This window comes from Acidovorax sp. (assembly GCF_046339755.1).
Lineage (GTDB): Bacteria > Pseudomonadota > Gammaproteobacteria > Burkholderiales > Burkholderiaceae_C > Acidovorax.
Genome location: NZ_JBKDTZ010000247.1, coordinates 1 through 23,352, shown reverse-complemented (window position 1 = coordinate 23,352; position 23,352 = coordinate 1). Strand labels below are relative to the sequence as shown.

Below are 23,352 nucleotides of genomic sequence, written 5' to 3'. Positions count from 1 at the left end.
GCCCTGCTCAGCCACGCCGTGCCGGCAAGCGTGCCGCCACTTCGGCGACCAGGCCCTGTGCCAGCGAGCGCTTGGACGCCAGGGGCAGTTCGCGGTGGCCGTGCTCGTCCACCAGCAGCAGGGCATTGTCGTCCTGGCCGAAGGTGGCGGGACCGATGTTGCCCACCAGCAGCGGGATTTTCTTGCGCAGGCGCTTGGCCGTGGCATGGGCCAGCAGGTCATGGCTTTCGGCAGCAAACCCTACGCAGTAGAGCTCGCCCGATTGCGCCTCTTGCAGTTGGGCCACCGTGGCCAGGATGTCGGGGTTTTCGGCAAAGGCCAGGGTCGGCGCCTGGCCCGAGCCATCCTTCTTGATCTTTTCGCCCGCCTGGGTGGCCGGCCGCCAGTCGGCCACGGCCGCCGTGGCGACGAACACCGACGAGGTGGGCGCCAGCGCCATCACCGCCGCCAGCATCTGCTGGGCAGACTGCACGTTGACGCGCTGCACGCCGCGCGGCGTGGGCAGGTGCACGGGCCCAGCCACCAGGGTCACCTCGGCCCCCGCCTCGCGCGCGGCGCGGGCGATGGCAAAGCCCATCTTGCCACTGGAGAGGTTGGTGATGCCGCGCACCGGGTCGATGGCCTCGAAGGTCGGGCCGGCGGTGATCAGCACCTTGCGCCCGGCCAGGGGCTTGGGCGCGAAGAAGGCGATCAGCTCGTCCAGCAGCTCCAGGGGCTCCAGCATGCGGCCATCGCCGGTTTCGCCGCAGGCCTGGTCGCCATTGCCCACGCCGAGCACCCGGGCGCCGTCCTTGGCCACCTGGGCCAGATTGCGCTGGGTGGCGGGGTGGGCCCACATTTCGCGGTTCATGGCCGGTGCCAGCAGCAGGGGCACCTTGTCCATGGGGCGGGCCAGGCACAGCAGGCTCAGCAACTCGTCGGAGCGGCCCTGGACCAGGCGGGCGATGAAATCGGCGCTGCAGGGCGCAATCAGGATCGCATCGGCCTCGCGGCTCAGGTTGATGTGGGGCATGTTGTTGGGCTCGCGCGCATCCCACTGCGAGCCGTAGACCGGCCGTCCCGACAGGGCCTGCATGGTCACCGGGGTGATGAACTGCGCGGCGGCCTCGGTCATCACCACCTGCACGGTGGCGCCCTCCTTGATGAGCTGGCGGCACAGGTCGGCCGACTTGTAGCAGGCTACGCCCCCGCTCAGACCCAGAACAATGTGTTTGCCAGCAAGCTCATTCATGGGCGCGAATTTAGCAGACGGCCGGCATGCCGGCAGGCACGCCCGAAAGACCTTGGCCGGCCCGGTGCCGGGCGGCCATCTATAATCCCGATTTCCCACCACCAAAAAAGACATGACCAAATTTGTCTTCGTCACCGGCGGTGTGGTGTCTTCCCTGGGCAAGGGAATCGCCTCAGCCTCCCTTGCCGCGATCCTCGAATCGCGGGGCCTCAAAGTCACCCTCATCAAGCTCGACCCGTACATCAACGTGGACCCGGGCACCATGTCCCCGTTCCAGCACGGCGAAGTGTTCGTCACGGACGACGGCGCCGAAACCGACCTCGACCTCGGCCACTATGAGCGTTTCATCGAAACGCGCATGAAAAAGACCAACAACTTCACCACCGGCCGCATCTACCAGAGCGTGCTGGAGAAGGAGCGCCGCGGCGACTACCTGGGCAAGACGGTGCAGGTGATCCCGCACGTCACCAATGAAATCCAGGAGTACATCAAGCGCGGCGCAGGTGTCGGCACCGACGATGCGGTCGATGTGGCCATCGTCGAAGTCGGCGGCACCGTGGGCGACATCGAGTCCCTGCCCTTCCTGGAGGCCGTGCGCCAGCTGAGCCTCAAGCTCGGCCCGAACAACGCCGCCTTCGTGCACCTGACCTACGTGCCCTGGATCGCCGCGGCCGGCGAGCTCAAGACCAAGCCCACGCAGCACACCGTGCAGGAACTGCGCAAGATCGGTATCCAGCCCGACGCGTTGCTGTGCCGCGCCGACCGCCGCATGCCCGAGGACGAGCGCAGCAAGATCTCGCTGTTCACCAACGTGCCCGAGTGGGGTGTGATCAGCATGTGGGACGTGGACACCATCTACAAGGTGCCGCGCATGCTGCACGAGCAGGGCCTGGATGGCCTGATCTGCGACAAGCTGCGCCTGAACACGCCGCCCACCAGCCTCAAGCGCTGGGACCAGCTGGTGTACGAGACCGAGCACCCGCAAGGTGAAGTGACCATCGCCATGGTCGGCAAGTACGTGGACCTGTCGGACAGCTACAAGTCGGTGAACGAGGCACTGCGCCACGCCGGCATGAAGAACCACGTGCGCGTGAAGATCGAGCATGTGGACTCCGAGACCATCAACGCCGATGACGCGGCCGAGAAGCTGGCCAAGTACGACGCCATCCTGGTGCCCGGCGGCTTTGGCGCGCGTGGCGTGGAAGGCAAGATCAGCACCGCCCGCTTCGCCCGCGAGCAGCATGTGCCCTACCTGGGCATCTGCCTCGGGATGCAGGTCGCCACCATCGAGTACGCGCGCCATGTGGCCGGCCTCAAGGACGCCAACAGCACCGAGTTCGAGCCCGCCACGCCCCACCCCGTGATCGCCCTGATCACCGAGTGGAAGGACGCCGACGGCACCATCAAGCAGCGCGACGAGAACTCCGACCTGGGCGGTACCATGCGCCTGGGCGCGCAGAGCTCGGACGTTTCGGCCGGCACGCTGGCGCACGAGATCTACGGCAACATCGTGACCGAGCGCCACCGCCACCGCTACGAAGCCAATGTGAACTACCTGGACCAGCTGCGCAAGGCGGGCCTGGTGATCTCGGCGCTGACGCAGCGCGAGCAGCTCACCGAGATCGTGGAGCTGCCCAAGAGCGTACACCCCTGGTTCATCGGCGTGCAGTTCCACCCCGAGTTCAAGTCCACGCCCTGGAACGGCCACCCGCTGTTCAACGCCTTCATCAAGGCGGCGGTGGAGCACCAGAAGAGCCTGCAGCAAAAGCCCGCGGTGGCGGCCTGACTGACTGCGCAAAACCCACAGAAGAAAAGAGACCTTGCCATGAAACTCTGCGGCTTCGACGTCGGCCTCGACCAACGCTTCTTCCTCATCGCAGGCCCCTGCGTGATCGAGTCCGAGCAACTGCAGATGGACGTGGCCGGGCAGCTCAAGGAGATCACGGGATCGCTGGGCATCCCGTTCATCTTCAAGAGCAGCTTCGACAAGGCCAACCGCTCCTCGGGCACGAGCTTTCGCGGCCCGGGGCGTGAGAAGGGCCTGGAGATCCTGGCCAAGATCCGCAAGGACCTCAACGTGCCGGTGCTCACCGACGTGCACACCGAGGACGACATCACCGAGGCCGCCAAGGTGGTCGACGTGCTGCAGACGCCTGCCTTCCTGTGCCGCCAGACCGACTTCATCCGCGCCGTGGCGCAGTCGGGCAAGCCGGTGAACATCAAGAAGGGCCAGTTCCTTGCGCCCCACGACATGAAGAACGTGATCGACAAGGCCCGCGCTGCCGCCAAGGAAGCCGGCCTGCCCGAGGACGCCTTCATGGCCTGCGAGCGCGGCGCGAGCTTTGGCTACAACAACCTGGTGTCGGACATGCGCAGCCTGTCCATCATGCGCGAGACGAATGCCCCGGTGGTGTTCGACGCCACGCACTAGGTGCAGCTGCCCCGCGGCACCGGCACCAGCAGCGGCGGCCAGCGCGAAATGGTGCCGGTGCTGGCGCGTGCGGCCGTGGCCGTGGGCGTGGCCGGCCTGTTCATGGAAACCCACCCGGACCCGGCCAAGGCCCTGTCCGACGGCCCCAACGCCGTGCCCCTGAAGCACATGAAGGCGCTGCTGGAGACCCTGGTGGCCCTGGACGGCATCACCAAGAAGAACGGTTTTCTCGAAAACAACTTTGGAGCCTGAGACATCATGAGCAGTGGTTACGTCATCGCATCCGTCACCGTCACCAACCCCACGCAGTACGAGGAGTACCGCAAGTGGAGCACCATCGCCATGCAGGCCCACGGCGCCGAAGTGTGCGTGCGCGGCGGCAAGGTCGAGGTGCTCGAGGGTGACTGGAACCCCGGCCGCACGGTGATCCTCAAGTTCCCGAGCTTCGAGGCGGCCCGCGCCTTCTACGATACGCCCGAGTACCAGAAGGCCAAGGCGGCGCGCGAAGGCGCTGCGATCATGCGCATGGTGTGCGTCGAAGGCGTCTGAGTCCGTACCCGGTTCGTACCCGGACCCCTTAATTACTATCAAATCGGTAGCATAGAATCGCGACCGACGCGCGACAGCATCAGTTCTGGCTGGATTCCACCTGCCCCATGCCTGTCTGGATGAATTTCAAAAACCCTCAAGGAAGATCATGAGTGCCATTGTTGACATCGTAGGCCGCGAAGTGCTGGACAGCCGCGGCAACCCCACCGTCGAGTGCGACGTGCTGCTGGAGTCGGGCGTGATGGGCCGTGCGGCCGTGCCTTCGGGTGCGTCCACCGGCAGCCGCGAGGCCATCGAAATGCGCGATGGCGACAAGAGCCGCTACCTGGGCAAGGGCGTGCTCAAGGCGGTGGAGCACATCAACACCGAGATCTCCGAAGCCGTGCTGGGCCTGGATGCCTCCGAGCAGGCTTTCCTGGACAAGACGCTGATCGACCTCGATGGCACCGACAACAAGAGCCGCCTGGGCGCCAACGCCATGCTGGCCGTGTCCATGGCCGTGGCCCGCGCCGCAGCCGAAGAGTCCGGCCTGCCGCTGTACCGCTACCTGGGCGGCATGGGCAGCATGCAGCTGCCCGTGCCCATGATGAACGTGATCAATGGCGGCGCACACGCCAACAACAGCCTGGATCTGCAGGAGTTCATGATCATCCCCGTGGGCGCCCCCACCTTCCGCGAAGCCCTGCGCTGGGGCGCCGAGGTGTTCCATGCCCTGAAGAAGATCCTGCACGACAAAGGCATCAGCACCGCCGTGGGCGACGAAGGCGGCTTTGCACCGAGCGTCGAGAACCATGAAGCCGCCATCGTGCTGATCCTGCAGGCCATCGAAGCTGCCGGCTACACCGCAGGCGAGCAGATCGCCCTGGGCCTGGATTGTGCGGCCAGCGAGTTCTACAAGGACGGCCACTACGTGCTGGAAGGCGAAGGCGGCCTGAAGCTCACCGCCACGCAGTGGACCGACATGCTGGCCAGCTGGTGCGACAAGTACCCCATCATCAGCATCGAAGACGGCATGCACGAAGGCGACTGGGATGGCTGGAAGATCCTGACCGAGCGCCTGGGCAAGAACGTGCAGCTGGTGGGAGACGACCTGTTCGTGACCAACACCAAGATCCTTAAGGAAGGCATCGACAAGCACATCGGCAACTCGATCCTGATCAAGATCAACCAGATCGGCACGCTGACCGAGACCTTCGCCGCCATCGAGATGGCCAAGCGCGCCGGCTACACCGCCGTGATCTCGCACCGCTCGGGCGAGACCGAGGACAGCACCATCGCCGACATCGCCGTGGGCACCAACGCCGGCCAGATCAAGACCGGCTCGCTGTCGCGCTCGGACCGCATCGCCAAGTACAACCAGCTGCTGCGCATCGAGGAAGACCTGGGCGACATCGCGCACTACCCCGGCCGCGCCGCGTTCTACAACCTGCGCTGAGCCTGCCCGCATGCCGGTCCGGCCGCCTGCCCTGCCGACGGGCTCCGGCCGCGGGCGGCCGTTCCTGCGCGCAATCAGGTAAGCTGGCGCCACCATGGTCAACCGCCTCGTTCCGGTCGTGCTGCTGGCCCTGCTGGCAGCCGTGCACGCCCAGCTCTGGCTGGGGCGCGGCAGCCTGCCGCGCGTGAACGAGATGCAGCGCCAGATCGACGTGCAAAAGGCCGCCAATGCCCAGGCACAGCAGGCCAACGAGCGCCTGAGCTCCGAGGTGCACGACCTCAAGGAAGGCCTGGACATGGTCGAGGAAAAGGCGCGCAGCGAGCTGGGCATGGTGCGGCCCAACGAGATCTACGTGCAGTTCACGCCGCGCTGAGCGCGGTGGACACCCTTCCCGTGACCTCCACCATCGTGCTGCTGGGTGCCCCCGGCACCGGCACCCATGCGCTGGCCGAGGCCCTCGCGCCGCACCTGGGCGCAGCGCCCGCCCCTCTGACGCTCACCCACTCCCTGCTGGCACAGGCCGTTGCCGCCGGCGATGCCGTACACGTGGCTGCCGCACTGCAGGCGCACCAGGGCGCGCAAATCACCCTGCTGATGGGACTGGACCTGCCCTGCCCGGCGGCGGAGCAAGAGCCCCGGCAGGCCCTGGATGCCCAGTTGCGCGCCACGCTCGGCGCCCAAGCCATCGCCTACCGCGTGGTGTACGGCCAGGGGCCGGCACGCCTGGCCAGTGCGCTGCGTGCGCTGGGCCCGCTGCTGGGGAACCAGGCCATCGGGGAGCAGGCTTCTTCGGCGCACAGCGAAGCCCGCGCGGCCCGGCTGCGCGCCTATGGGTGCGAGAAATGCAGCGACCCGGTGTGCGAGCACCGGCTGTTCACTGCGCTGACGCGGCCTCCTGCGCAAGGCTGCGCTTGAGCTCCTTGAGCAGCAGCACCACCTGGCTGGAGCCGTGGCGGTAGCCGCCATTGAGCACCTGCACCACGCGCGGCCATTCGCCCTGCTGCGCCAGCTCAACGATGGTGGCGGCCTGTTCGTGGAAGTACTGGTGGCGCGCCACCAGCAGCGTGAAGGCCGGGCGGTCGCCCAGCAGCTCGGCGCCCACGCCGTGCAGCCAACGGCCCAGGGCGTCCTGGTCGGTACGGCGCACCATGGCCGGGTCCAGCCCCTTGGCCGAGCGGCCTTCGAGGTAGTCCATCAGCCGCTCTTTCCAGCGCTCATGGGCGTTGATGGCGGCATCGAGGTCGAGCACGGCGAGCACCGTGTCGGCACGCCGGGAGTCCTGCGCGAGCGAACTCTCGTACAGCGCCAGCGGCGGCACTGCCCTGTTGCGGGCCGAGAAGCCCATGACGCGACTGATAAACCCCATGACACACCTTTGGTACAGGCCTTCATGGTAGACCTGCCACGGCCCGCGCGGCGGCCGCGATTGTCAACGATGGTCACACGAGCAACCACACCCCGCGTGGCGGCGCCCCCGGCTACTGCATGCCCGTGGGTCCCTGGGGCTGGATGATGGCCGGCTCCACGAAGATCTGCGCCGCGTCCACCGCGTCGAAGCGGTACTGCTGGCCGCAGAATTCGCAGCCCACCTCGATCTCGCCGCGCTCGGCCAGGATGCTCTCGGACTCGGCCGCGCCCAGGTTGCGCAGCATGTTGCCCACGCGCTCGCGGCTGCAGGTGCAGGCAAAGCGCGGGCCCGTATCGCCCTGCTGGGGGGTAAAGCGCACCAGCTTTTCCTCCCAGAACAGGCGGCGCAGGATGGTGTCCACATCCAGGCTCAGCAAGTCTTCGCGCGTCAGGCTGGCAGCCAGGTGGGCAATGCGGTTGTAGTCCTCGTTGTGGCCGATCTGGTCTTCGTTCTCGCGGTGCGAGAGGCCCTCGGCCAGGTTGCCCTCGCCCTTGATGGGCATGCGCTGGATCAGCTGGCCGGCCGCCACCTGCTCGTTGGCGCCCAGCACCAGCACGGTGTCGAGCTGCTCGGACTGCAGCATGTAGTGCTGCAGCACGTCCGACAGGCGTTCGAGCTTTTCGTGGTGGTCGCCGTGCAGCGGCACCACGCCCTGGTAGGGCTGCTGGCCGGGGTGGCGGTTCTTGGGATCGAGCGTGATGGCGCAGCGCCCACTGCCGCCCACGTTGACCATCTGGCTCAGGCGCGCGTCGGCCGGCACTTCGCTGGTGACCGTGGCAGTGGCGCGCAGGGAGAGGTCGGACTGCACCTCGGCCACGTCCAGCTTCACCGGGCCATCGCCGAACACCTGCAGGATCAGCGCGCCATTGAACTTGATGTTCGACTGCATCAGCACGCCGGCCGCCGCCATCTCGCCGAGCAGCTCGGTGACGGGGGCGGCATAGGCGCCGGTGGCCGTGTTGCCGGCACGCCGGCGCAGGATGTCGGTCCAGGCGTCGGTCAGGCGCACCAGCATGCCGCGCACGGGCAGGCCATCGAAAAGGAATTTGTGAAGTTCAGACACGCGAAAGGGTTCCAGTCAAATACGGGGATCGGCCGAGAAAAGTGCTCAGGCGATCCGGTGCAGACCGCTGTGAAAGCGGCGCGCATTGTCGATGTCGTGCTGCGCGCTCTGGCGCAGGCCTTCGATCTGCTCGGGAGACAGTTCGCGCACCGCCTTGGCGGGACTGCCGATGATCATGGAGCCATCGGGAAACTCCTTGCCCTCGGTCACCAGCGCGCCGGCCCCCACCAGGCAGTGCTTGCCGATCTTGGCGCCATTGAGCACGATGGCACCGATGCCGATCAGCGACTCGTCGCCGATGGTGCAGCCGTGCAGCATGACCTGGTGGCCCACGGTCACGCGCTCGCCCACCACCAGCGGCTTGCCGATGTCGGCGTGCAGCACGCTGGCGTCCTGGATGTTGGAGCCGGCGCCGATGGTGATGCTTTCCGTGTCGCCGCGCACCACGGTGCCGAACCAGACGCTCGCGTCCTCGCCCAGCACCACGTTGCCCATGACCTGGGCGCTGTCGGCCACCCAGGCCGAAGCGGCCACCTGGGGAATCGCACCATCGAGTTCGTAAATCGCCATACCGCAGTCTCCAGACAAGGGAAGTATTGTTCGCACCGGGGGCCTGCCAATGGTTACAAAGCGTTTGCAGCGTTACGCAAAGGCAGGGCCTAGAATTGTAAGGATGGAGCTTCGCCAACGTGCACTGCAGGTCTTGTGCCTTGCAGACCCCGAACAAAAAGCGGCGCAGTCGCTGAGCCTGCATGCGCAGGCAGCTCATTTTTCGATAGCAGAAAAAGCCCCTGCCGGCCCCGCGGATGCCGGCGTGCTGCCCGGCCGCCCCGAGCGCCCCCTGCTGCTGCGCCACACCGAGGTGGCGCGCCGCTCGCCCGCCACGCCCGAAGGCCGGGCCGTCCTGCTGCACGCCATCGCCCACATCGAGTTCAATGCCATCAACCTGGCGCTCGATGCCATCTGGCGCTTCGACGGCATGCCCGGCGCCTACTACCTGGACTGGCTGCGCGTGGCTGCCGAGGAGGCCACCCACTTCGGCCTGCTGCGCGCGCACCTGCGCGCCCAGGGCCACGACTATGGCGACTTCCCGGCCCACCAGGGCCTGTGGACCATGTGCGAGAAGACCCAGCACGACATCGTGGCGCGCATGGCCCTGGTGCCGCGCACGCTGGAGGCGCGCGGGCTCGACGCCACGCCCCTGATCCAGCGCAAGCTGCGCCAGGTGGGCACGCCCGATGCGCTGGCTGCCGTGGACATCCTCGATACCATCCTGCGCGACGAGGTCGGCCACGTGGCCATCGGCAACCACTGGTACCGCTGGCTGTGCACGCGCGAAGGCCTGGAGCCCGAAGCCCACTACGGCGTGCTGGTGCGCCAGTACGAGGCACCACGCCTGAAGCCCCCTTTCAACGACAGCGCGCGCCGTGCGGCGGGATTCACCGACGCCGAACTGGCATGGCTGCAGCAGGGCTGAACGTGCCCACGATCTTCCCTACAATGCTTCGCGCCCTTTCATCCCCCATGTCCAGCCAACGCATCCACGATCCATGCCCACCCATCCTGCCCATGGAAGAACCTACCCTGCCAGCACTGCGCCTGGCCAGTCGTCCGTGGCAATGATCGCGCGCCAGGCCATCGTCAATGGCCAGCAGGTCGTGGTCGGCTACGAGCTGTTCAACCGCTCGCGCACCGAAGCTGCGCACACGGCGGCCAGCGACGTGATCCTGATCTTCAATGCCCTCTCGCATGCGGGCACCGAAGAACTCGTCGGCAAGAAACTGATCTTCGTGAACTGCACGCACGAAAGCCTCTCGGGCGGCCACCTGGAGCTGCTGGACCCCGACAAGGTGGTGCTGGAGATCCCCCCCCTGGGCCACGCGGCGAGCGAAGAGGTGGCGGCGCGCCTGCCGATTCTCACCGGCCTGCGCGACCGCGGTTTTCACCTGGCGTTCAACCACACGGTGCTGCAGTCGACCTATGCTCCCTGGCTGCCGCTGGCCGACTACATCAAGCTCGACCTGTCGGTACTGGCGGCTGACCAACTGGCGGTGCTGATCAGCTATGCCGGGCGCCACTCCCAGGCCGAACTCATTGCCGAGAAGGTGGAAACCGCCCAGCAGTACGACATGGTGTCCACCCAGGGCGTGCAGCTGTTCCAGGGTTACTGGTTCGCCCGCCCGGCACTGGTCGAGGCCAAGCTGCTCACGCCGTCGCAAAGCGCCATCATCCAGCTGATCAACCTGGTGCGCCAGCAGGCCAGCACCGACGAGATCGAGGAAGTGCTCAAGAAGGATGCTGGCCTGGCCTTCAACCTCATGCGCCTGATCAATTCGGCCGGTTTCGGCATGAACCGCGAGATCACCTCCTTCCGCCAGGCGGTGATGCTCATGGGCCTGAAAAAGCTGTTCCGCTGGGCCGCGCTGCTGCTCACCGCATCGCGCACCCGCGGCGCGCCCTCTTCCGTGGGCCAGACGGCCGTGGTGCGCGGGCGCCTGATGGAGCTGCTGGCCCTGGAGACCCTGCCCCCCGACGAGGCCGACCAGGCTTTCGTGGTGGGCATCTTCTCGCTGCTGGACGTGATGCTTTCCATCCCCATGGAATCGGCCATCGGCCTGCTCAACGTGCCCGAGGCCTCCGCCGCCGCGCTGCTGCGCCGCGAGGGTTTCCTCGGGGACCTGCTGAACCTGGCCGAGGCCTGCGAATCCAGCGACGACGCCGTCTTCCATCGCGCTGCCGGCACCCTGCACCTGACCAGCCAGCAGATCAACCTGGCCCACCTGCAGGCCCTGGCCTGGGCCGACCAGTTGACCGAGGATTGACCTTGCGGCACGGGGGCGTGCTTTTTGCATACAGAAGGATTGCGGGAGCGGGTCTAGAATCCCCTCAGCAACCCCTTTCGCCCCATCTACCGCAAGCGCCCCATGTCGACCACACCTGAACACGCCGCACCCGAAGTCGACCCGACCCAGGAAAACGTCGAAGACAGCAACCTGGCCATCATTGCGCGCCAGCCCATCGTGGACCAGCACCGTGCCGTGTACGGCTACGAGTTGTTCGACCGTTCCACTGCCAGCGCCTCGCACACGGCCGCCAGCGATGCGGCGCTGCTGTTCAACGCCCTGTCCTATGCGGGTACCGAAGCCCTGGTGGGCAAGAAGACCGTCTTCATCAACTGCACGCACGACAGCCTGGCCGGCGGCCACCTGGAGCTGATCCACCCCGAAAAGGTGGTGCTCGAAGTGCCGCCCCTGGCCGACAGCGCCACCCAGGAAGAGATCGACGGCCGCGTGCCCGTGCTCGAGTCGCTGCGCACGCGCGGCTTTCGCCTGGCGTTCAACCAGCATGCCCTGCGCCGTGCCTATGCCAACTGGATGCCGCTGGCGTCCTACATCAAGCTCGACATGCAGGCCTTCAAGCCCGAGCTGGCCGCGCCCCTGGTCAAGTTTGCCGGCAATTACGCCAAGGCCACGCTGGTGGCCGAAAAGGTGGAAACGCCCGAGCAGTTCAAGATGATGTCCGACCTGGGCGTGAAGCTGTTCCAGGGCTTCTGGTTCGCCAAGCCCTCGCTGGTCAAGGCCACGACCATCCGGCCCTCGCAGGCCACCATCATCCAGCTGATCAACCTGGTGCGCAAACAGGCCAGCACGGCCGAGATCGAAGACCTGCTCAAGAAGGACCCCACGCTGTCCTTCAACCTGCTGCGCTTCATCAACTCCTCGGGCTTCGGACTGTCGTGCGAGATCACCTCGTTCCGCCACGCGGTGATGATCCTGGGCCTGAAAAAGCTGTTCCGCTGGGCCGCCCTGCTCATGACCACCTCGCGTGCCGATGGTTCGCCACCGGCCGTGGGCCAGACCGCCGTGGTGCGTGGCCGCCTGATGGAGCTGCTGGCCACCGAACTGCTGCCCCCCGAGGATTGCGACAACGCTTTCGTGGTGGGCGTGTTCTCGCTGCTGGACACCATGCTCAACGTGCCCATCGAGAAGGCCCTCGAATCCGTGGCCCTGCCCCAGCCCGTGACCGATGCGCTGCTGCACAACACGGGCGTGTTCGCCCCGTTCCTGGAACTCACCAAGGCCTGCGAGAGCGGCGACGAGGTGGTGTTCGCGCGCATGGCCGAGGCCCTGCACCTGTCCAACCGCCAGGTCAACTGGGCCCACCTGCAGGCCCTGACCTGGGCCGAAAGCCTCAACGCTGATTGAGCCTGCGCGGCGCATAAAAAGGGGAGCCTCGGCTCCCCTTTGTCATTTTCGCGTGGTCAAAACCCGTCACTGCCCCTTGATGCCCGCCGCGCGGATGATGCGCAGGTTGGCCTCGGAGTCCATGGCGATGCGCTGGCCGAAGTCGGCCGCCGTGCCGCCCAGGGGCACGTTGTCGGAGGCGTCGAGCTTGGCGCGCACGTCGGGCAGGGCCAGCACCTTGGTGATCTCGGCGTTCAGGCGCGCCACCACGGCGGCCGGCATGCCGGCCGGCGCGAACACACCGAACAGCGAGGACAGGTTGGCCGCGCCCTGGCCCAGCTCGGCCAGTGTGGGCACGTCGGGCAGGGTGTCGAGCCGATCCGGCGCCCCCACGGCCAGGGCTTTGAGCTTGCCGGCCTAGATGTGCTGCAGCACGGCCGGCCCGGCGTTGGTGGAGAGGATCTCGAACTGGCCGCTGAGCGCGTCGTTCATCTGCTGGCCGCCGCCCTTGTAGGGGAGGTGCGTCATCTGCACGCTGGCGGTGTGCATCACCTGCTCCAGCATGATGTGGCCCAGCGACGCCTGGCCCGAAGTGGCCCAGCGGATGGCGCCCGGCTTGGCCTTGGCCTGCGCCAGCAGATCACGGAAGTCGCGCGCGCTGCTGGCCGGCGTGCCCAGCAGCAGCACGGGCGAGTACATCACGCTGGCCACGGGCACGATGTCCTTGGCGGGATCGAAGGGCGATGTGCCCAGGTGGGGGTTCAGCGCCAGGGGGCTGATGGCGGCAAAGCCCAGCGTGTGGCCGTCGGTGGCCTTGGCGACCGCATCCAGGCCGATGCTGCCGCTGGCGCCGGCCTTGTTCTCGATCACCACGGGCTGGCCAAGCACGGGCGAGAGCTTGTCGGCCAGCAGGCGCGCGACCACATCGCTGACCCCGCCGGCCGGGTAGGCCACGACGATGCGCACCGGGCGCGCGGGCCAGACGGGTGCCTGGGCATGCAGCAGGCCGGGCGCCAGCAGGGCCGCAGCGCCGCTGGCCATGGCCGCGAGCGCAGTGCGCCGGCCCGTGTTGACGGCGTGGTGGTTGTCTTGGATTGCCATGTTGGTTCTTTCCTGGTGATGGGATGTGTTCAGCCGCGCGGGTGGTGCTGCGCGTGCAGCGCCTTGAGCCGCTCGCGCGCCACATGGGTGTAGATGGTGGTGGTGGAAATGTCGGCGTGCCCCAGCAGCAGTTGCACCACGCGCAGGTCGGCGCCGTGGTTGAGCAGGTGGGTGGCGAAGGCATGGCGCAGCGTGTGCGGCGACAGCGGCGTGGTGATGCCGGCCACGGCCGCCCACTTCTTCACGATGACCCAGAACATCACCCGCGTCATGCCGGCGCCGCGCTGGGTCACGAACAGGTCGTCGGTCTGCTGCCCGCCGAGGATGGCGCCGCGCGCCTCGGCCAGGTAGCGCTGCAGCCAGGCCCGTGCCTCCTCACCAAAGGGCACGAGCCGCTCCTTGCTGCCCTTGCCGGTAACGCGCAGCACGCCTTCATTGAGCCCCAGCTGGAAGGTCTTGAGCGTGACCAGCTCGGTCACGCGCAGGCCGCTGGCGTACATCAGCTCCAGCATGGTGCGGTCGCGCAGGCCCAGCGGGTTGCCCAGGTCGGGTGCGGTGAGCAATGCCTCCACCTGGGCCTGCGCCAGGGTCTGGGGCACGCGCAGGGGCTGGCGCGCTGCCTGCAGGCGCACGGTGGGGTCGGCGCTGATGCGGCGCTCGCGCAGCGCCCAGTGGAAGTAGCGCCTGAGCACCGTGAGGCGCCGGTTGGCCGAGGTGGCGCGGGTCTCGCCATGGCGCGCCGCGAAGTAGCCCTGCAGGTGCTGCTCGGCGGTGCCGTCGAGCGCCATTTCAGGGTGGTGCTTGGCCAGCCACTGCGCGTACAACGTGAGGTCGCGCCGGTAGGCCGCCAGGGTGTTGCGCGACAGGCCGTCCTCCAGCCAGAGGGCATCCACGAAGGTATCGATCGCATTCAGGCTGGCGGTGAGCATGCCAAAACCATAGCACGTAAAAAAGCCGCCCGTGGGCGGCCCGGGGATGCAGTGGCCTGCGCTTGGCTTATTTATTCCAGCGCCAGCTTCTGCTTGGCCACCACGTCCTTGTAGACACCGAACTCGGCCTTGATCTGCTCGGCGAACTGCTCGGGCGTGTTGCCGATCACGATGGAGCCGGTTTCCTCGATGCGCTTCTTCACGGCCGGGTCTTCCAGGGCCTTGCGCACGGCGGCGTTGACCTTGTCGACCACGTCCTTGGGCAGGCCCTTGGGGCCGACGATGCCGTAGTAGGCCATGCGGTTCACGGGCTCCAGGCCCAGTTCCTTGAACGTCGGCACATTGGGCAGGCCGGCCACGCGCTGGGGTGCCGCGACCACGATGGGCACCAGCCGGTTTTCCTTGATGAAAGGCAGTGCCGAGGGCAGGTTGTCGAAGATCATCGGCACCTGGCCGGCCACCGTGTCGTTGAGCGCCGGGCCGGCGCCACGGTAGGGGATGTGCGTGACGAAGGTGCCCGACAGGCTCTTGTACAGCTCCATCTGCAGGTGGCCGATGCCGCCCGTTCCCGACGAGGAGTACGAGTACTTGCCCGGCGACTTCTTGAGCTCGGCCACATAGGCCTTGTAGTCTTTGGCCGGAAAGCTCGGGTGCACGGCGATGACGTTGGGCGTGGCCGCGATGTTGGTGATGGGCGTGAAGTCCGTGATCGGGTTGTACGGCGTCTTGGGGTTGATGGCCGGGTTGGCCGCGGTGGTGGACACCGTGGCCACGCCCAGGGTGTAGCCGTCCGGCGCCGAACGCGCGGTTTCGGCCGCACCCACGATGCCGCCGCCACCGGCCTTGTTCTCGACGATCACGCTTTGGCCGAGGGCCTTGCCCAGCGGGTCGGCGATCACACGCGCGATGATGTCGGTGGTGCCACCGGGGGCAAAGGGCACCTGCAGTTGGATGACCTTGTTGGGATAGCCCTGGGCTGCGGCAGATCCTGCGGCAGCCACCAGCGTCAGCGCGAGCCATTGGCGACGTTGCATTGATTTCTCCTTTTGGGGTTTACTTGGCGGTAGGCAATGTTATGCGCAATGCGGACCCTGGCTCCCTATGGATTCCACATAGGGGCTTACCCGCAGGTCACCAGAGCTTGGTTTATCCTCGAATGGTGAACTATGCCCAGCTCCTGCTCCCCGATTTCTCCTTGATCCTGTGCGGTTATCTGGTGTGCCGCTTCACCCCGCTGAACCGCTCGGTGTGGCAGCCGGTCGAAAGCCTGGTGTACTACCTGCTGTTTCCGGTGCTGCTGTTCCAGTCCATCGTCAAGAGCCCGGTGGACATCGGCGCCGCCTCGGGCCTGATCGCGGCCGGCATGCTCACCGGCGTGGCGGGCATCGCACTGGCCTACAGCCTGCCGCACTGGCCCTGGCTGGGCAAACGCCTGGACCTGCGCGACCATGCGGCCAGCGCGCAGATCGCGTTCCGCTTCAACTCCTTCATCGGCCTGGCGATTGCCGAGCGGCTCGCGGGCGCCCAGGGCCTCTTGATGATTGCCGTGCTGATCGGCGTGTGCGTGCCCTTGTTCAACGTGGCCGCCGTGTGGCCCATGGCGCGGCAGGGCGAGCACGGCTTTTTGCGCGAGCTGGTGCGCAACCCGTTGATCGTGGCCACCGTTACCGGCCTGGTGGCCAACCTGCTGGGCTCTCGCATCCCGGGCTGGATCGAGCCCACCGTCACACGCATCAGCGCCGCCTCGCTGGCCCTGGGGCTGATGGCCGCGGGCGCGGGCATGCAGTTCGGCCTGCTCACGCGCGGCAAGGCGCTGAGCGTGGCGGTGCTGTCCATCCGCCACCTGGTGCTGCCCGTGATCGCGTTCGGCCTGGCGAAGCTGTTCGCACTCAACCCGGTGCAGACCACGGTGCTGCTGGCCTTCTCGGCCCTGCCCACGGCCAGCACCTGCTATGTGCTGGCCGCGCGCATGGGCTACAACGGGCCTTACGTGGCCGGGCTGGTGACGCTGTCCACCGTGCTCGGCGTGGTGAGCCTGCCTTTTGCCCTGGGAGTACTGCGGTGAATACCACCACGCTCGCTCGCCGGCACCTCCTGGCCATCGGCCTGCTGGCGGCCGCCATGGCTCCGCTGGCGGGCTGCGGGCGCAAGCCGCCGCGTGCCCAGGCCATCCCGTCCGGGGCCACCGTGCTCGCGCTGGGCGACTCGCTCACCTCGGGCGTGGGCGCGTCTGCCGACAGCGCCTACCCCGCCGTGCTGCAGCGCCTGACCGGGTGGAAGGTGGTCAACGGCGGCATCTCGGGCGACACCTCGGCCCAGGCACTGCAGCGGCTGCCGGACCTGCTGCAACAGCACCAGCCCGCGCTGGTGATCGTGGGCATCGGCGGCAACGACTTCCTGCGCCGCCAGAGCGCCAGCGCCACGCGCGCCAATGTGCGCCAGATCTGCGAGCTGGCACGCGCCGCCGGCGCCCAGGTGCTGCTGGTCGCCGTGCCCGAATTCACGGTCATGGCCACGCTGGGCCAGTTGAGCGACCATGCCATGTACGCAGAGATCGCCAGCGAACTCAGGATTCCCCTGCACCGCAAGGGATGGTCCGGTGTGCTGGCCGACGCCACGCTGCGCTCCGACCAGATCCACGCGAATGCGGCAGGGTACGAGCGCTTCGCTCAGGGGCTGGTGGAGACGCTCAGGGCAACCGGGCTGCTGGCCGGTGCCTGAGCCAGGCCCCAGTCCACGTGCTCGCGCACCAGGGGGCTGGCATCGCCAGCGCGCGATTGCAGCGCCGCGCGAAGAGCCTCGTCGCCCGTCGCCCGCAGCGCATTGCCCAGGGCCACGGCCACGTTGCGCAGCCAGCGCTCATGGCCGATGCGGCGGATGGGGCCGCCCTCGGTCATGCGCAGGAAGGTGGCCTCGTCCCAGGCGAACAGGTGCACCAGTTGCTGGCCCGACAGGCCGTTGCGCTCGTCGAAGTCGGGCAGGCGGCTGACCTGCGCGAACTTGTTCCAGGGGCAGGCCAGCTGGCAGTCGTCGCAGCCGTAGATGCGGTTGCCCATGGCCGCACGGAACTCCAGAGGGATGGCGCCGCCATGCTCGATGGTCAGGTAGGAGATGCAGCGGCGCGCATCGATGCGGTGCGGCGCAATGATGGCCTGCGTGGGGCAGATGGCGATGCAGGCGCTGCAGCTGCCGCAGTGCGCGCTGACGGGTGCGCTCTCGGGCAGCGGCATGTCCACGTAGATCTCGCCCAAAAAGAACATCGAGCCCGCCTCGCGGTTGAGCACCAGCGTGTGCTTGCCGCGCCAGCCCTGGCCGCTGCGCGCGGACAGCTCGGCCTCCAGCAACGGGGCCGAGTCGGTGAACACCCGGTGGCCGAACGGGCCGACGGCCTCGGCGATGCGGTCGCTGAGCTTTTGCAGCCGCGCGCGCAGCACCTTGTGGTAGTCGCGGCCCCGGGCATAGACCGAGACGATCCCCTCGCCCGGGCGCGCCAGGCGCGACAGCTCCGCCTCCTGCCAGCCTTCCATGGCCTTGCCGCGCGGCAGATAATCCATGCGTGCGGTGATCACGCTCACGGTGCCGGGCACGAGCTCGGCAGGGCGCGCGCGGCGCGTGCCGTGGCTGGCCATGTAATGCATCTCGCCATGGAACCCCTGGGCCAGCCACTGCATCAACCCGTCTTCGGCGGCCGACAAATCCACCCCGGCCACGCCGATTTGGGAAAATCCCAGCTCGCGGGCCCACTCCTGCATTTGAGGAACGAGTTGACTGTTGCACCACATACCGGCCAGATTGTAGAAAGCCCCGCGGTCCCGGCCGCCGGGCAAAGCCCTCGGACCTGGCTCTGGCACAGTGAGGACGACACCGCCGCCTTCGCGCAGGCGCTGTCCGCCCAGCCGCAGCTGCTGGCCCAGGCCTTCCTCACCCTGCACGGCGACCTGGGCGCGGGCAAGACCACCCTGGTACGCCACCTGCTGCGCGCCCTGGGCGTGCAGGGCCGCATCAAGAGCCCCACCTACGCCGTGGTGGAGCCGCACGAGGCCCCGGGCCTGGCACCGCACGCCACCACCGTCTGGCACTTCGACTTCTATCGCTTCGACGATCCGCGCGAGTGGGAAGACGCCGGATTCAGGGACATTTTTGCCAACCCGGGCCTCAAGGTGGCAGAATGGCCGGAAAAGGCCGCAGCGCTCACCCCGCCTGCCGACCTTGCTATACACATTGAAGCAATTGACGACACCGAAAGGCAAGTGACCGTGCACGCCCATACCGCCGCCGGCCAACGGCTGCTGCAAGGACTCTGAACGAATGACGCTGCCCCTCCACCCGGCGCCGCGCCCACCGTCCCGCCGCAGCCTGCTGCAGGCGGGCAGCCTGGTGCTGTTGCTGGGTACGCAGGAAATTGCCCGCGGGGCCACCATCCTGGCGGTGCGCGTCTGGCCCGCACCCGAATACACGCGCGTGACCATCGAATCCGATGGCAAGCTCACGGCCAAGCAGTTCTTCGTGACCACGCCGCCACGCCTGGCGGTGGACATCGAAGGCATCGACCTGAGCCCCGAGCTGCGCGAGCTGGTCGCCAAAGTCAAGCCCGACGACCCCAACATCGCCGGCATCCGCGTGGGGCAGAACGCGCCCAACGTGGTGCGCCTGGTGGTGGACCTGAAACAGCCGGCCATGCCCCAGGTGTTCACCCTGCCCCCGGTGGCCGCCTACCAGCACCGCCTGGTGTTCGACCTGTACCCGGCTGCGCCGGTGGACCCGCTGGAGGCCCTGATCGCCGAGCGCTTGCGCGAGACCTCGGGTGGCCGCGCTCCCGCCGCCGCGGTTGCAGCCGCCCCCACGCGCCCACCGGTCCCCGCGCCAGCGCCCCCCTCGGCCGAGAGCGACCCGCTGGGCGACCTGATTGCCCAGCACGCCAACCGGCCGCCCCCCCAGGCGCCGGTCGCGACGCCCGACCCGGCGCCTGCACCACCCGCCGTCGCGGCCGCACCGCCGGCCCGGGGCGGGGGCAACAACAAGGCCACGGCGACGCAGACCGACCGCATCATCATCGTCGCGCTGGACCCCGGCCACGGCGGCGAGGACCCCGGAGCCATCGGCCCCGGCGGCACGCGCGAGAAGGACGTGGTGCTGCGTGTGGCTCACCTGCTGCGCGACCGCATCAACGCCACCACCGTGGGCGGCAACCCGATGCGCGCATTCCTCACGCGCGATGGCGACTTCTTCGTGCCTCTGGGCACGCGCGTCGAGAAGGCACGCCGCGTGCAGGCCGACCTGTTCGTGAGCATCCACGCCGATGCCTTCACCACGCCGGCGGCGCGCGGCGCCAGCGTTTTTGCGCTGAGCCAGAGCGGCGCTTCGAGCACGGCCGCGCGCTGGCTGGCCAACAAGGAGAACCAGGCCGACCTGGTGGGCGGCCTGAACGTGCAGAGCCAGGACCGCCACGTGCAGCGCATGCTGCTGGACATGAGCACCACGGCGCAGATCAACGACAGCCTGAAGCTCGGCAGTGTGCTGCTGGGCGAGATCGGCAACATGGCCAAGCTGCACAAGCCGCGCGTGGAACAGGCCGGTTTTGCCGTGCTCAAGGCGCCCGACATCCCGAGCGTGCTGGTGGAGACCGCCTTCATCAGCAACCCCGAGGAAGAGGCCAAGCTGCGCAGCCCCGCCTACCAGGTGCAGCTGGCCGATGCGCTGATGCGCGGCATCACGCGCTACTTTGCCAAGAACCCGCCGCTGGCACGCAGCCGCTCGGTATAGCCGGTGTAGGCCGGCACGCCCTCCACAGGGGTGTGGCTTGCTTCCTCGGCCCTTCACAGGCACAGTGGAAGCCAACGATCCACGACCCCGGTGAAGGAGAAGAACCATGGCACTGCCCCACGCACAATCCGGAGAAGTGGCCAGCGTGCGCCCCCTGGGCGCGCAACTGGCCGGCGCCACCACCTCGGCCATCCTCAAGGCCGGCCAGTTGGAAGTGATGCGCGTGGTGCTGCCCGCAGGCAAGGTCATGCGCGAACACCAGACCCCGGGCGAAGCCACTGTGCAATGCCTGGAGGGCGCGGTGGAGTTCCATGCCGGCGAATCGGTGCAACTGCTGCAGCCCGGTGACTTCGTGCACCTGGCACCGCGCTCGCCGCACGCGCTCAAGGCCGTCAAGGATTCGTCGCTGCTCCTGACGATCTGCCTGCTGCCGGGATGATCCCAGGGACTACGCCAGGCGAAATACGCTGACGATCTCCGCCAGGCGCGCGGCCTGGTGCTTGAGGCTGTCGGCCGCGGCGGCGCTCTGCTCTACCAGCGCGGCATTCTGCTGTGTCACCTGGTCGAGCTGGGTCACGGCCTCGCCGACCTGGCCGATGCCGATGGTCTGCTCGCCCGTGGCGCTGGAGATCTCGGCGATCAGTTCGTTCACGCGCTTGACCTGGTTGACGATGTCTTCCATGCTGGAGCCCGCATCGGCCACGAGCCGGGTGCCGTTGTCCACGCGTTCGGCGCTGGCACCGATCAAGCCCTTGATCTCCTTGGCCGCCTCGGCGCTGCGGCCGGCCAGGCTGCGCACCTCGCTGGCCACCACGGCAAAGCCCCGGCCCTGCTCGCCGGCGCGGGCTGCTTCCACGGCTGCATTCAGCGCCAGGATGTTGGTCTGGAAGGCGATGCCATCGATCACGCCGATGATGTCGGTGATCTTCTTCGACGCGGCCGAGATGTCCTGCATGGTGGCCACGACCTGGCCCACCACCTCGCCCCCCTTGACCGCCGCCTGCGACGCGGTGCCGGCCAGCGCGGCCGCCTTGCGCGCAGTGTCGGCATTGTTCTTCACGGTGCTGGTGATCTCTTCCATCGAGGCGGCCGTTTCCTCCAGGTTGCTCGCCTGCTCCTCAGTGCGCTGGCTCAGGTCGGCGTTGCCCATGGCGATCTCGCTGGAGCCCGTGGCGATGGAGTCGCTGCTCTGGCGCACCGCACCCACGATGCGCACCAGCGAGGTCTTCATGTGCTGCATGGCCTGCATCATCTCGGCCACCTCGCCACGGCCCTGCACGGCGATGTGCTGCGACAGGTCGCCCTCGCCGATGTTGCGCGCCACCACCGCCACCCCATGCAACGAAGCGCGGATGCGCCGCACCACCACCCAGGACAGCAGCATCCGCAGCGCCAGACCCGCCCCGCCAGCCACCAGCACCGTGGTCCGGTACGAGCGGATCAGCCCCGCCGCTTCGGCAGCCTGATCGGCCGAGCGCTGGACCTGGTAGGCCACCATCTTGTCGGCCACCGCGTTGTACTGGTTGACCACCGGGACGAAGGTGGACAGGGCGAACGCCTTGGCGGCCGCCATGTCGCCCGCCTTCTTGAGGGCCAGGGCCTTGTCGCGTGTTTCCAGGTAGGGCTTGCGCACCGTGGCCAGTTCTTCCTGGATGCGCAGCCCCTCGGGGCTGCTCTCCAGTTCGGTGTAGCGCTTTTGCACCTGCGAGGTATCGGCCGTGGTCGCCGCGATCAGGTCCTTGAAGAAGTTCTGCAGGTCGTCGCCCTCGGACTGCACGACCGAGAACACGCGCGTGGAATTGACCGCGATGTTGCTGCGCCAGCGCAGCGCCAGTTGCAGGCGCTCCACCTGCTCGCTGGCCAGGTGGTCCACCGTGGCGCCCAGGTGCTGCACGCGCACCAGGCTGAGCGCCAGCACGACGATGAGCACGGCAGCCGCCAGGGCCACCACCAGGCCGATCTGCTGGGCCACGGTCAGTTGGCCCCCCGAGGTGCTGTTGTCGCTGCGGGGTGATGGAAGTGCAAGGGTGGTCATGGTGTGTCTCCGTGTCATTTTTATTGCCCCGCCTGCGGCGCAGGCTGCGGCTGGAATGAACACAGCATAACCCTCCCAAGGCACCGTTCACCATCAGCAAGTGCTTCGCACCACGATTTGCCGGGACAGGGCGCCCGGACAGGGTCCTACAGCCGCTGCCCCCGCGTACCTACACCGCAAAAACGGCTGGCGGGGGACAGTAGAGGCACAGGTCGAAACCCTGCTGCCTCCGGGCTTCAGAGCCTCAAGGCCTGATCCACCAACCGCAAAGGACTCTTGCCATGACCACCACGCTCCGTACACTTCTTGTCGCCGCATCCGCCACCGCCGCACTGGCCATGGGTGGTTGCGCCTCCAACCCCACCAACGCTCAAGTCGGTACCGGTGTCGGTGCCGTGGTCGGCGGTGCCGCCGGTAACGCCATCTTCGGCGGCCCCGTGGGTACCATCGGCGGCGCTGCGGCCGGTGCCTTGGTGGGCCACGAAATCGGCGAGGACCGCGACCAACGCCGCTATCGCCGTTAAGCCGCACTCATCGCCGCCTCACCGCGGCCATGAAAAAAAGCGCCGCCATCTCGCGATGGGCGGCGCTTTGCCATTCGGGCCCGCGGGGTCAGGCCAGGGCCTTGGCCTTGCGCCCGGCGCGCCAGGCACCGAAAATGGCGATGAGGCCAGGGATGAAGATCATGGCCCAGATGATCTTGTCCAGGTTCTCCTTGACCCAGGCGAAGTTGCCGAAGAAGTAGCCTGCCGTGGCGATGCCCAGCACCCACAGCAGCGCGCCGCCCACGTTGTAGGCGGTGAACTTGGCGCGCGACATCTCAGCCACGCCGGCCACGAAGGGGGCGAAGGTGCGGATGAAGGGCATGAAGCGCGCGATCACGATGGTGATGCCGCCATAGCGCTCGTAGAAGGCATGCGCCTGGTCGAAGGCGCGGCGGTTGAACCAGCGTGAGTTCTCCCACTGGAACACCTTGGGCCCGAAGTAGCGGCCGATGGAGTAGTTGCACTGGTCGCCCAGGATGGCCGCCACGATGAGCACCGTGCAGGCCAGGGGAAAGTTCATGAGCCCCGCACCGCACAGCGAGCCGACGATGAACATCAGCGAATCCCCGGGCAGGACGGGCATGACGACCACGCCGGTCTCGACGAAGACGCTGACGAACCGCAGTGCATAGACCACGGGCCCGTAGTTCGGCACGCACATCTCGAGGTACTTGTCCA

23 protein-coding genes and 2 pseudogenes are annotated in these 23,352 nt (G+C 67.6%); 15 read left to right on the top strand and 10 right to left on the bottom strand.

Translation table 11 applies throughout. The annotated features are described in order from the left end of the window. Nucleotides 1–7: 7 nt before the first annotated feature. Nucleotides 8–1,231: a bifunctional phosphopantothenoylcysteine decarboxylase/phosphopantothenate--cysteine ligase CoaBC gene (coaBC, locus tag ACK59X_RS21815; RefSeq protein WP_409960475.1), complete on the bottom strand. Its 1,224-nt coding sequence runs from the start codon at nt 1,229–1,231 to the stop codon at nt 8–10. Between the two features lie 112 nt (nt 1,232–1,343). Between coaBC and ACK59X_RS21810 the strand changes: the two genes are divergently transcribed. The 6 genes and pseudogenes from ACK59X_RS21810 (at nt 1,344) to ACK59X_RS21785 (ending at nt 6,561) form a co-directional block, all read left to right on the top strand. Then, on the top strand, nt 1,344–3,017 hold the full coding sequence (locus ACK59X_RS21810; RefSeq protein WP_409960474.1) for a CTP synthase: 1,674 nt from the start codon (nt 1,344–1,346) through the stop codon (nt 3,015–3,017). Nucleotides 3,018–3,056: 39 nt separating this feature from the next. Next, nucleotides 3,057–3,914, top strand: a pseudogene (kdsA, locus tag ACK59X_RS21805) (3-deoxy-8-phosphooctulonate synthase). Between the two features lie 6 nt (nt 3,915–3,920). Then, nucleotides 3,921–4,211: a DUF1330 domain-containing protein gene (locus ACK59X_RS21800; protein WP_007859228.1), complete on the top strand. Its 291-nt coding sequence runs from the start codon at nt 3,921–3,923 to the stop codon at nt 4,209–4,211. A 148-nt stretch (nt 4,212–4,359) separates the two neighbouring features. Then, on the top strand, nt 4,360–5,646 hold the full coding sequence (eno, locus tag ACK59X_RS21795) for a phosphopyruvate hydratase (RefSeq protein WP_409960473.1): 1,287 nt from the start codon (nt 4,360–4,362) through the stop codon (nt 5,644–5,646). 94 nt (nt 5,647–5,740) lie between these two features. Beyond that, nucleotides 5,741–6,019 (top strand): septum formation initiator family protein, encoded by a 279-nt coding sequence (locus tag ACK59X_RS21790; RefSeq protein ID WP_409960472.1) that lies wholly within the window; start codon nt 5,741–5,743, stop codon nt 6,017–6,019. Nucleotides 6,020–6,039: 20 nt separating this feature from the next. Then, nucleotides 6,040–6,561 carry a hypothetical protein gene (locus ACK59X_RS21785; RefSeq protein WP_409960471.1) on the top strand — a complete coding sequence of 174 codons (522 nt, stop codon included), beginning with the start codon at nt 6,040–6,042 and terminating at the stop codon, nt 6,559–6,561. On the opposite strand, the gene ACK59X_RS21780 is transcribed toward ACK59X_RS21785, so the two are convergent. The 3 genes from ACK59X_RS21780 to ACK59X_RS21770 all read right to left on the bottom strand — a co-directional run bounded on the left by ACK59X_RS21780 (nt 6,521) and on the right by ACK59X_RS21770 (nt 8,687). Beyond that, nucleotides 6,521–7,012 (bottom strand): CZB domain-containing protein, encoded by a 492-nt coding sequence (locus ACK59X_RS21780; RefSeq protein WP_409960470.1) that lies wholly within the window; start codon nt 7,010–7,012, stop codon nt 6,521–6,523. The genes ACK59X_RS21785 and ACK59X_RS21780 overlap by 41 nt on opposite strands. Nucleotides 7,013–7,124: 112 nt before the next feature. Further along, a complete protein-coding gene (locus ACK59X_RS21775) occupies nt 7,125–8,117 on the bottom strand; it encodes an Hsp33 family molecular chaperone HslO (RefSeq protein WP_409960469.1) in 993 nt (330 codons plus the stop codon). A gap of 45 nt (nt 8,118–8,162) precedes the next feature. Continuing rightward, complete coding sequence (locus ACK59X_RS21770; protein ID WP_409960468.1) at nt 8,163–8,687, bottom strand: gamma carbonic anhydrase family protein; 525 nt, start codon at nt 8,685–8,687, stop codon at nt 8,163–8,165. A gap of 103 nt (nt 8,688–8,790) precedes the next feature. On the opposite strand from ACK59X_RS21770, the gene ACK59X_RS21765 reads away from it, so the two are divergent. The 3 genes from ACK59X_RS21765 to ACK59X_RS21755 all read left to right on the top strand — a co-directional run bounded on the left by ACK59X_RS21765 (nt 8,791) and on the right by ACK59X_RS21755 (nt 12,322). Continuing rightward, nucleotides 8,791–9,594, top strand: coding sequence for a ferritin-like domain-containing protein (locus ACK59X_RS21765; RefSeq protein ID WP_409960467.1), 804 nt, complete (start codon nt 8,791–8,793; stop codon nt 9,592–9,594). A 73-nt stretch (nt 9,595–9,667) separates the two neighbouring features. After that, a complete protein-coding gene (locus tag ACK59X_RS21760) occupies nt 9,668–10,939 on the top strand; it encodes an EAL and HDOD domain-containing protein (protein WP_409960466.1) in 1,272 nt (423 codons plus the stop codon). A gap of 102 nt (nt 10,940–11,041) precedes the next feature. After that, nucleotides 11,042–12,322, top strand: a complete 1,281-nt coding sequence (locus tag ACK59X_RS21755) for an EAL and HDOD domain-containing protein (RefSeq protein ID WP_409960465.1) — start codon at nt 11,042–11,044, stop codon at nt 12,320–12,322. Between the two features lie 66 nt (nt 12,323–12,388). Here ACK59X_RS21755 and ACK59X_RS21750 read toward each other — a convergent pair. The 3 genes and pseudogenes from ACK59X_RS21750 to ACK59X_RS21740 form a co-directional block, all read right to left on the bottom strand. After that, nucleotides 12,389–13,342: pseudogene (locus ACK59X_RS21750) on the bottom strand (Bug family tripartite tricarboxylate transporter substrate binding protein). A gap of 89 nt (nt 13,343–13,431) precedes the next feature. Further along, nucleotides 13,432–14,331, bottom strand: coding sequence for a site-specific tyrosine recombinase XerD (gene xerD / locus ACK59X_RS21745; RefSeq protein WP_409960464.1), 900 nt, complete (start codon nt 14,329–14,331; stop codon nt 13,432–13,434). Between the two features lie 71 nt (nt 14,332–14,402). Beyond that, nucleotides 14,403–15,365, bottom strand: a complete 963-nt coding sequence (locus ACK59X_RS21740; RefSeq protein WP_409960463.1) for a tripartite tricarboxylate transporter substrate binding protein BugE — start codon at nt 15,363–15,365, stop codon at nt 14,403–14,405. A 122-nt stretch (nt 15,366–15,487) separates the two neighbouring features. Between ACK59X_RS21740 and ACK59X_RS21735 the strand changes: the two genes are divergently transcribed. Together ACK59X_RS21735 and ACK59X_RS21730 are read left to right on the top strand one after the other, a co-directional pair. After that, a complete protein-coding gene (locus tag ACK59X_RS21735; RefSeq protein ID WP_409960462.1) occupies nt 15,488–16,396 on the top strand; it encodes an AEC family transporter in 909 nt (302 codons plus the stop codon). Nucleotides 16,397–16,452: 56 nt separating this feature from the next. Beyond that, a complete protein-coding gene (locus tag ACK59X_RS21730; RefSeq protein ID WP_409960495.1) occupies nt 16,453–17,052 on the top strand; it encodes an arylesterase in 600 nt (199 codons plus the stop codon). Here the strand turns inward: ACK59X_RS21730 and queG are convergent. Further along, nucleotides 17,001–18,083 (bottom strand): tRNA epoxyqueuosine(34) reductase QueG, encoded by a 1,083-nt coding sequence (gene queG, locus ACK59X_RS21725; RefSeq protein ID WP_409960461.1) that lies wholly within the window; start codon nt 18,081–18,083, stop codon nt 17,001–17,003. The genes ACK59X_RS21730 and queG overlap by 52 nt on opposite strands. Before the next feature lie 12 nt (nt 18,084–18,095). On the opposite strand from queG, the gene tsaE reads away from it, so the two are divergent. From tsaE to ACK59X_RS21710, 3 genes are all read left to right on the top strand, one after another. Beyond that, nucleotides 18,096–18,635 (top strand): tRNA (adenosine(37)-N6)-threonylcarbamoyltransferase complex ATPase subunit type 1 TsaE, encoded by a 540-nt coding sequence (gene tsaE / locus ACK59X_RS21720; RefSeq protein ID WP_409960460.1) that lies wholly within the window; start codon nt 18,096–18,098, stop codon nt 18,633–18,635. 4 nt (nt 18,636–18,639) lie between these two features. Beyond that, the gene (locus ACK59X_RS21715; protein ID WP_409960459.1) at nt 18,640–20,094 is read left to right on the top strand and encodes an N-acetylmuramoyl-L-alanine amidase; all 1,455 of its coding nucleotides are present in this window, start codon (nt 18,640–18,642) and stop codon (nt 20,092–20,094) included. Between the two features lie 106 nt (nt 20,095–20,200). Then, nucleotides 20,201–20,533: a cupin domain-containing protein gene (locus ACK59X_RS21710; RefSeq protein ID WP_409960458.1), complete on the top strand. Its 333-nt coding sequence runs from the start codon at nt 20,201–20,203 to the stop codon at nt 20,531–20,533. Nucleotides 20,534–20,542: 9 nt separating this feature from the next. Here the strand turns inward: ACK59X_RS21710 and ACK59X_RS21705 are convergent, their stop codons facing one another. Then, a complete protein-coding gene (locus tag ACK59X_RS21705; RefSeq protein WP_409960457.1) occupies nt 20,543–22,129 on the bottom strand; it encodes a methyl-accepting chemotaxis protein in 1,587 nt (528 codons plus the stop codon). A gap of 281 nt (nt 22,130–22,410) precedes the next feature. On the opposite strand from ACK59X_RS21705, the gene ACK59X_RS21700 reads away from it, so the two are divergent. After that, on the top strand, nt 22,411–22,653 hold the full coding sequence (locus tag ACK59X_RS21700) for a glycine zipper 2TM domain-containing protein (protein WP_007856567.1): 243 nt from the start codon (nt 22,411–22,413) through the stop codon (nt 22,651–22,653). An 88-nt stretch (nt 22,654–22,741) separates the two neighbouring features. Here ACK59X_RS21700 and ACK59X_RS21695 read toward each other — a convergent pair. Further along, nucleotides 22,742–23,352: VTT domain-containing protein (locus ACK59X_RS21695; protein WP_409960456.1), on the bottom strand; the 611-nt coding region annotated here is incomplete at its 5' end.

What these genes read in the sequence shown, in the direction of transcription:
- ACK59X_RS21735 (WP_409960462.1), top strand. Translation starts at nt 15,488, where the DNA reads ATGGTGAACTATGCCCAGCTCCTGCTCCCCGATTTCTCCTTGATCCTG.
- ACK59X_RS21765 (WP_409960467.1), top strand. Translation starts at nt 8,791, where the DNA reads ATGGAGCTTCGCCAACGTGCACTGCAGGTCTTGTGCCTTGCAGACCCC.
- ACK59X_RS21710 (WP_409960458.1), top strand. Translation starts at nt 20,201, where the DNA reads ATGGCACTGCCCCACGCACAATCCGGAGAAGTGGCCAGCGTGCGCCCC.
- eno (WP_409960473.1), top strand. Translation starts at nt 4,360, where the DNA reads ATGAGTGCCATTGTTGACATCGTAGGCCGCGAAGTGCTGGACAGCCGC.
- ACK59X_RS21755 (WP_409960465.1), top strand. Translation starts at nt 11,042, where the DNA reads ATGTCGACCACACCTGAACACGCCGCACCCGAAGTCGACCCGACCCAG.
- ACK59X_RS21810 (WP_409960474.1), top strand. Translation starts at nt 1,344, where the DNA reads ATGACCAAATTTGTCTTCGTCACCGGCGGTGTGGTGTCTTCCCTGGGC.
- xerD (WP_409960464.1), bottom strand. Translation starts at nt 14,331, where the DNA reads ATGCTCACCGCCAGCCTGAATGCGATCGATACCTTCGTGGATGCCCTC.
- ACK59X_RS21790 (WP_409960472.1), top strand. Translation starts at nt 5,741, where the DNA reads ATGGTCAACCGCCTCGTTCCGGTCGTGCTGCTGGCCCTGCTGGCAGCC.
- ACK59X_RS21770 (WP_409960468.1), bottom strand. Translation starts at nt 8,687, where the DNA reads ATGGCGATTTACGAACTCGATGGTGCGATTCCCCAGGTGGCCGCTTCG.
- ACK59X_RS21715 (WP_409960459.1), top strand. Translation starts at nt 18,640, where the DNA reads ATGACGCTGCCCCTCCACCCGGCGCCGCGCCCACCGTCCCGCCGCAGC.
- ACK59X_RS21705 (WP_409960457.1), bottom strand. Translation starts at nt 22,129, where the DNA reads ATGACCACCCTTGCACTTCCATCACCCCGCAGCGACAACAGCACCTCG.
- ACK59X_RS21780 (WP_409960470.1), bottom strand. Translation starts at nt 7,012, where the DNA reads ATGGGGTTTATCAGTCGCGTCATGGGCTTCTCGGCCCGCAACAGGGCA.
- ACK59X_RS21760 (WP_409960466.1), top strand. Translation starts at nt 9,668, where the DNA reads ATGCCCACCCATCCTGCCCATGGAAGAACCTACCCTGCCAGCACTGCG.
- coaBC (WP_409960475.1), bottom strand. Translation starts at nt 1,231, where the DNA reads ATGAATGAGCTTGCTGGCAAACACATTGTTCTGGGTCTGAGCGGGGGC.
- ACK59X_RS21730 (WP_409960495.1), top strand. Translation starts at nt 16,453, where the DNA reads ATGGCTCCGCTGGCGGGCTGCGGGCGCAAGCCGCCGCGTGCCCAGGCC.
- ACK59X_RS21700 (WP_007856567.1), top strand. Translation starts at nt 22,411, where the DNA reads ATGACCACCACGCTCCGTACACTTCTTGTCGCCGCATCCGCCACCGCC.
- ACK59X_RS21800 (WP_007859228.1), top strand. Translation starts at nt 3,921, where the DNA reads ATGAGCAGTGGTTACGTCATCGCATCCGTCACCGTCACCAACCCCACG.
- queG (WP_409960461.1), bottom strand. Translation starts at nt 18,083, where the DNA reads ATGCAGGAGTGGGCCCGCGAGCTGGGATTTTCCCAAATCGGCGTGGCC.
- ACK59X_RS21740 (WP_409960463.1), bottom strand. Translation starts at nt 15,365, where the DNA reads ATGCAACGTCGCCAATGGCTCGCGCTGACGCTGGTGGCTGCCGCAGGA.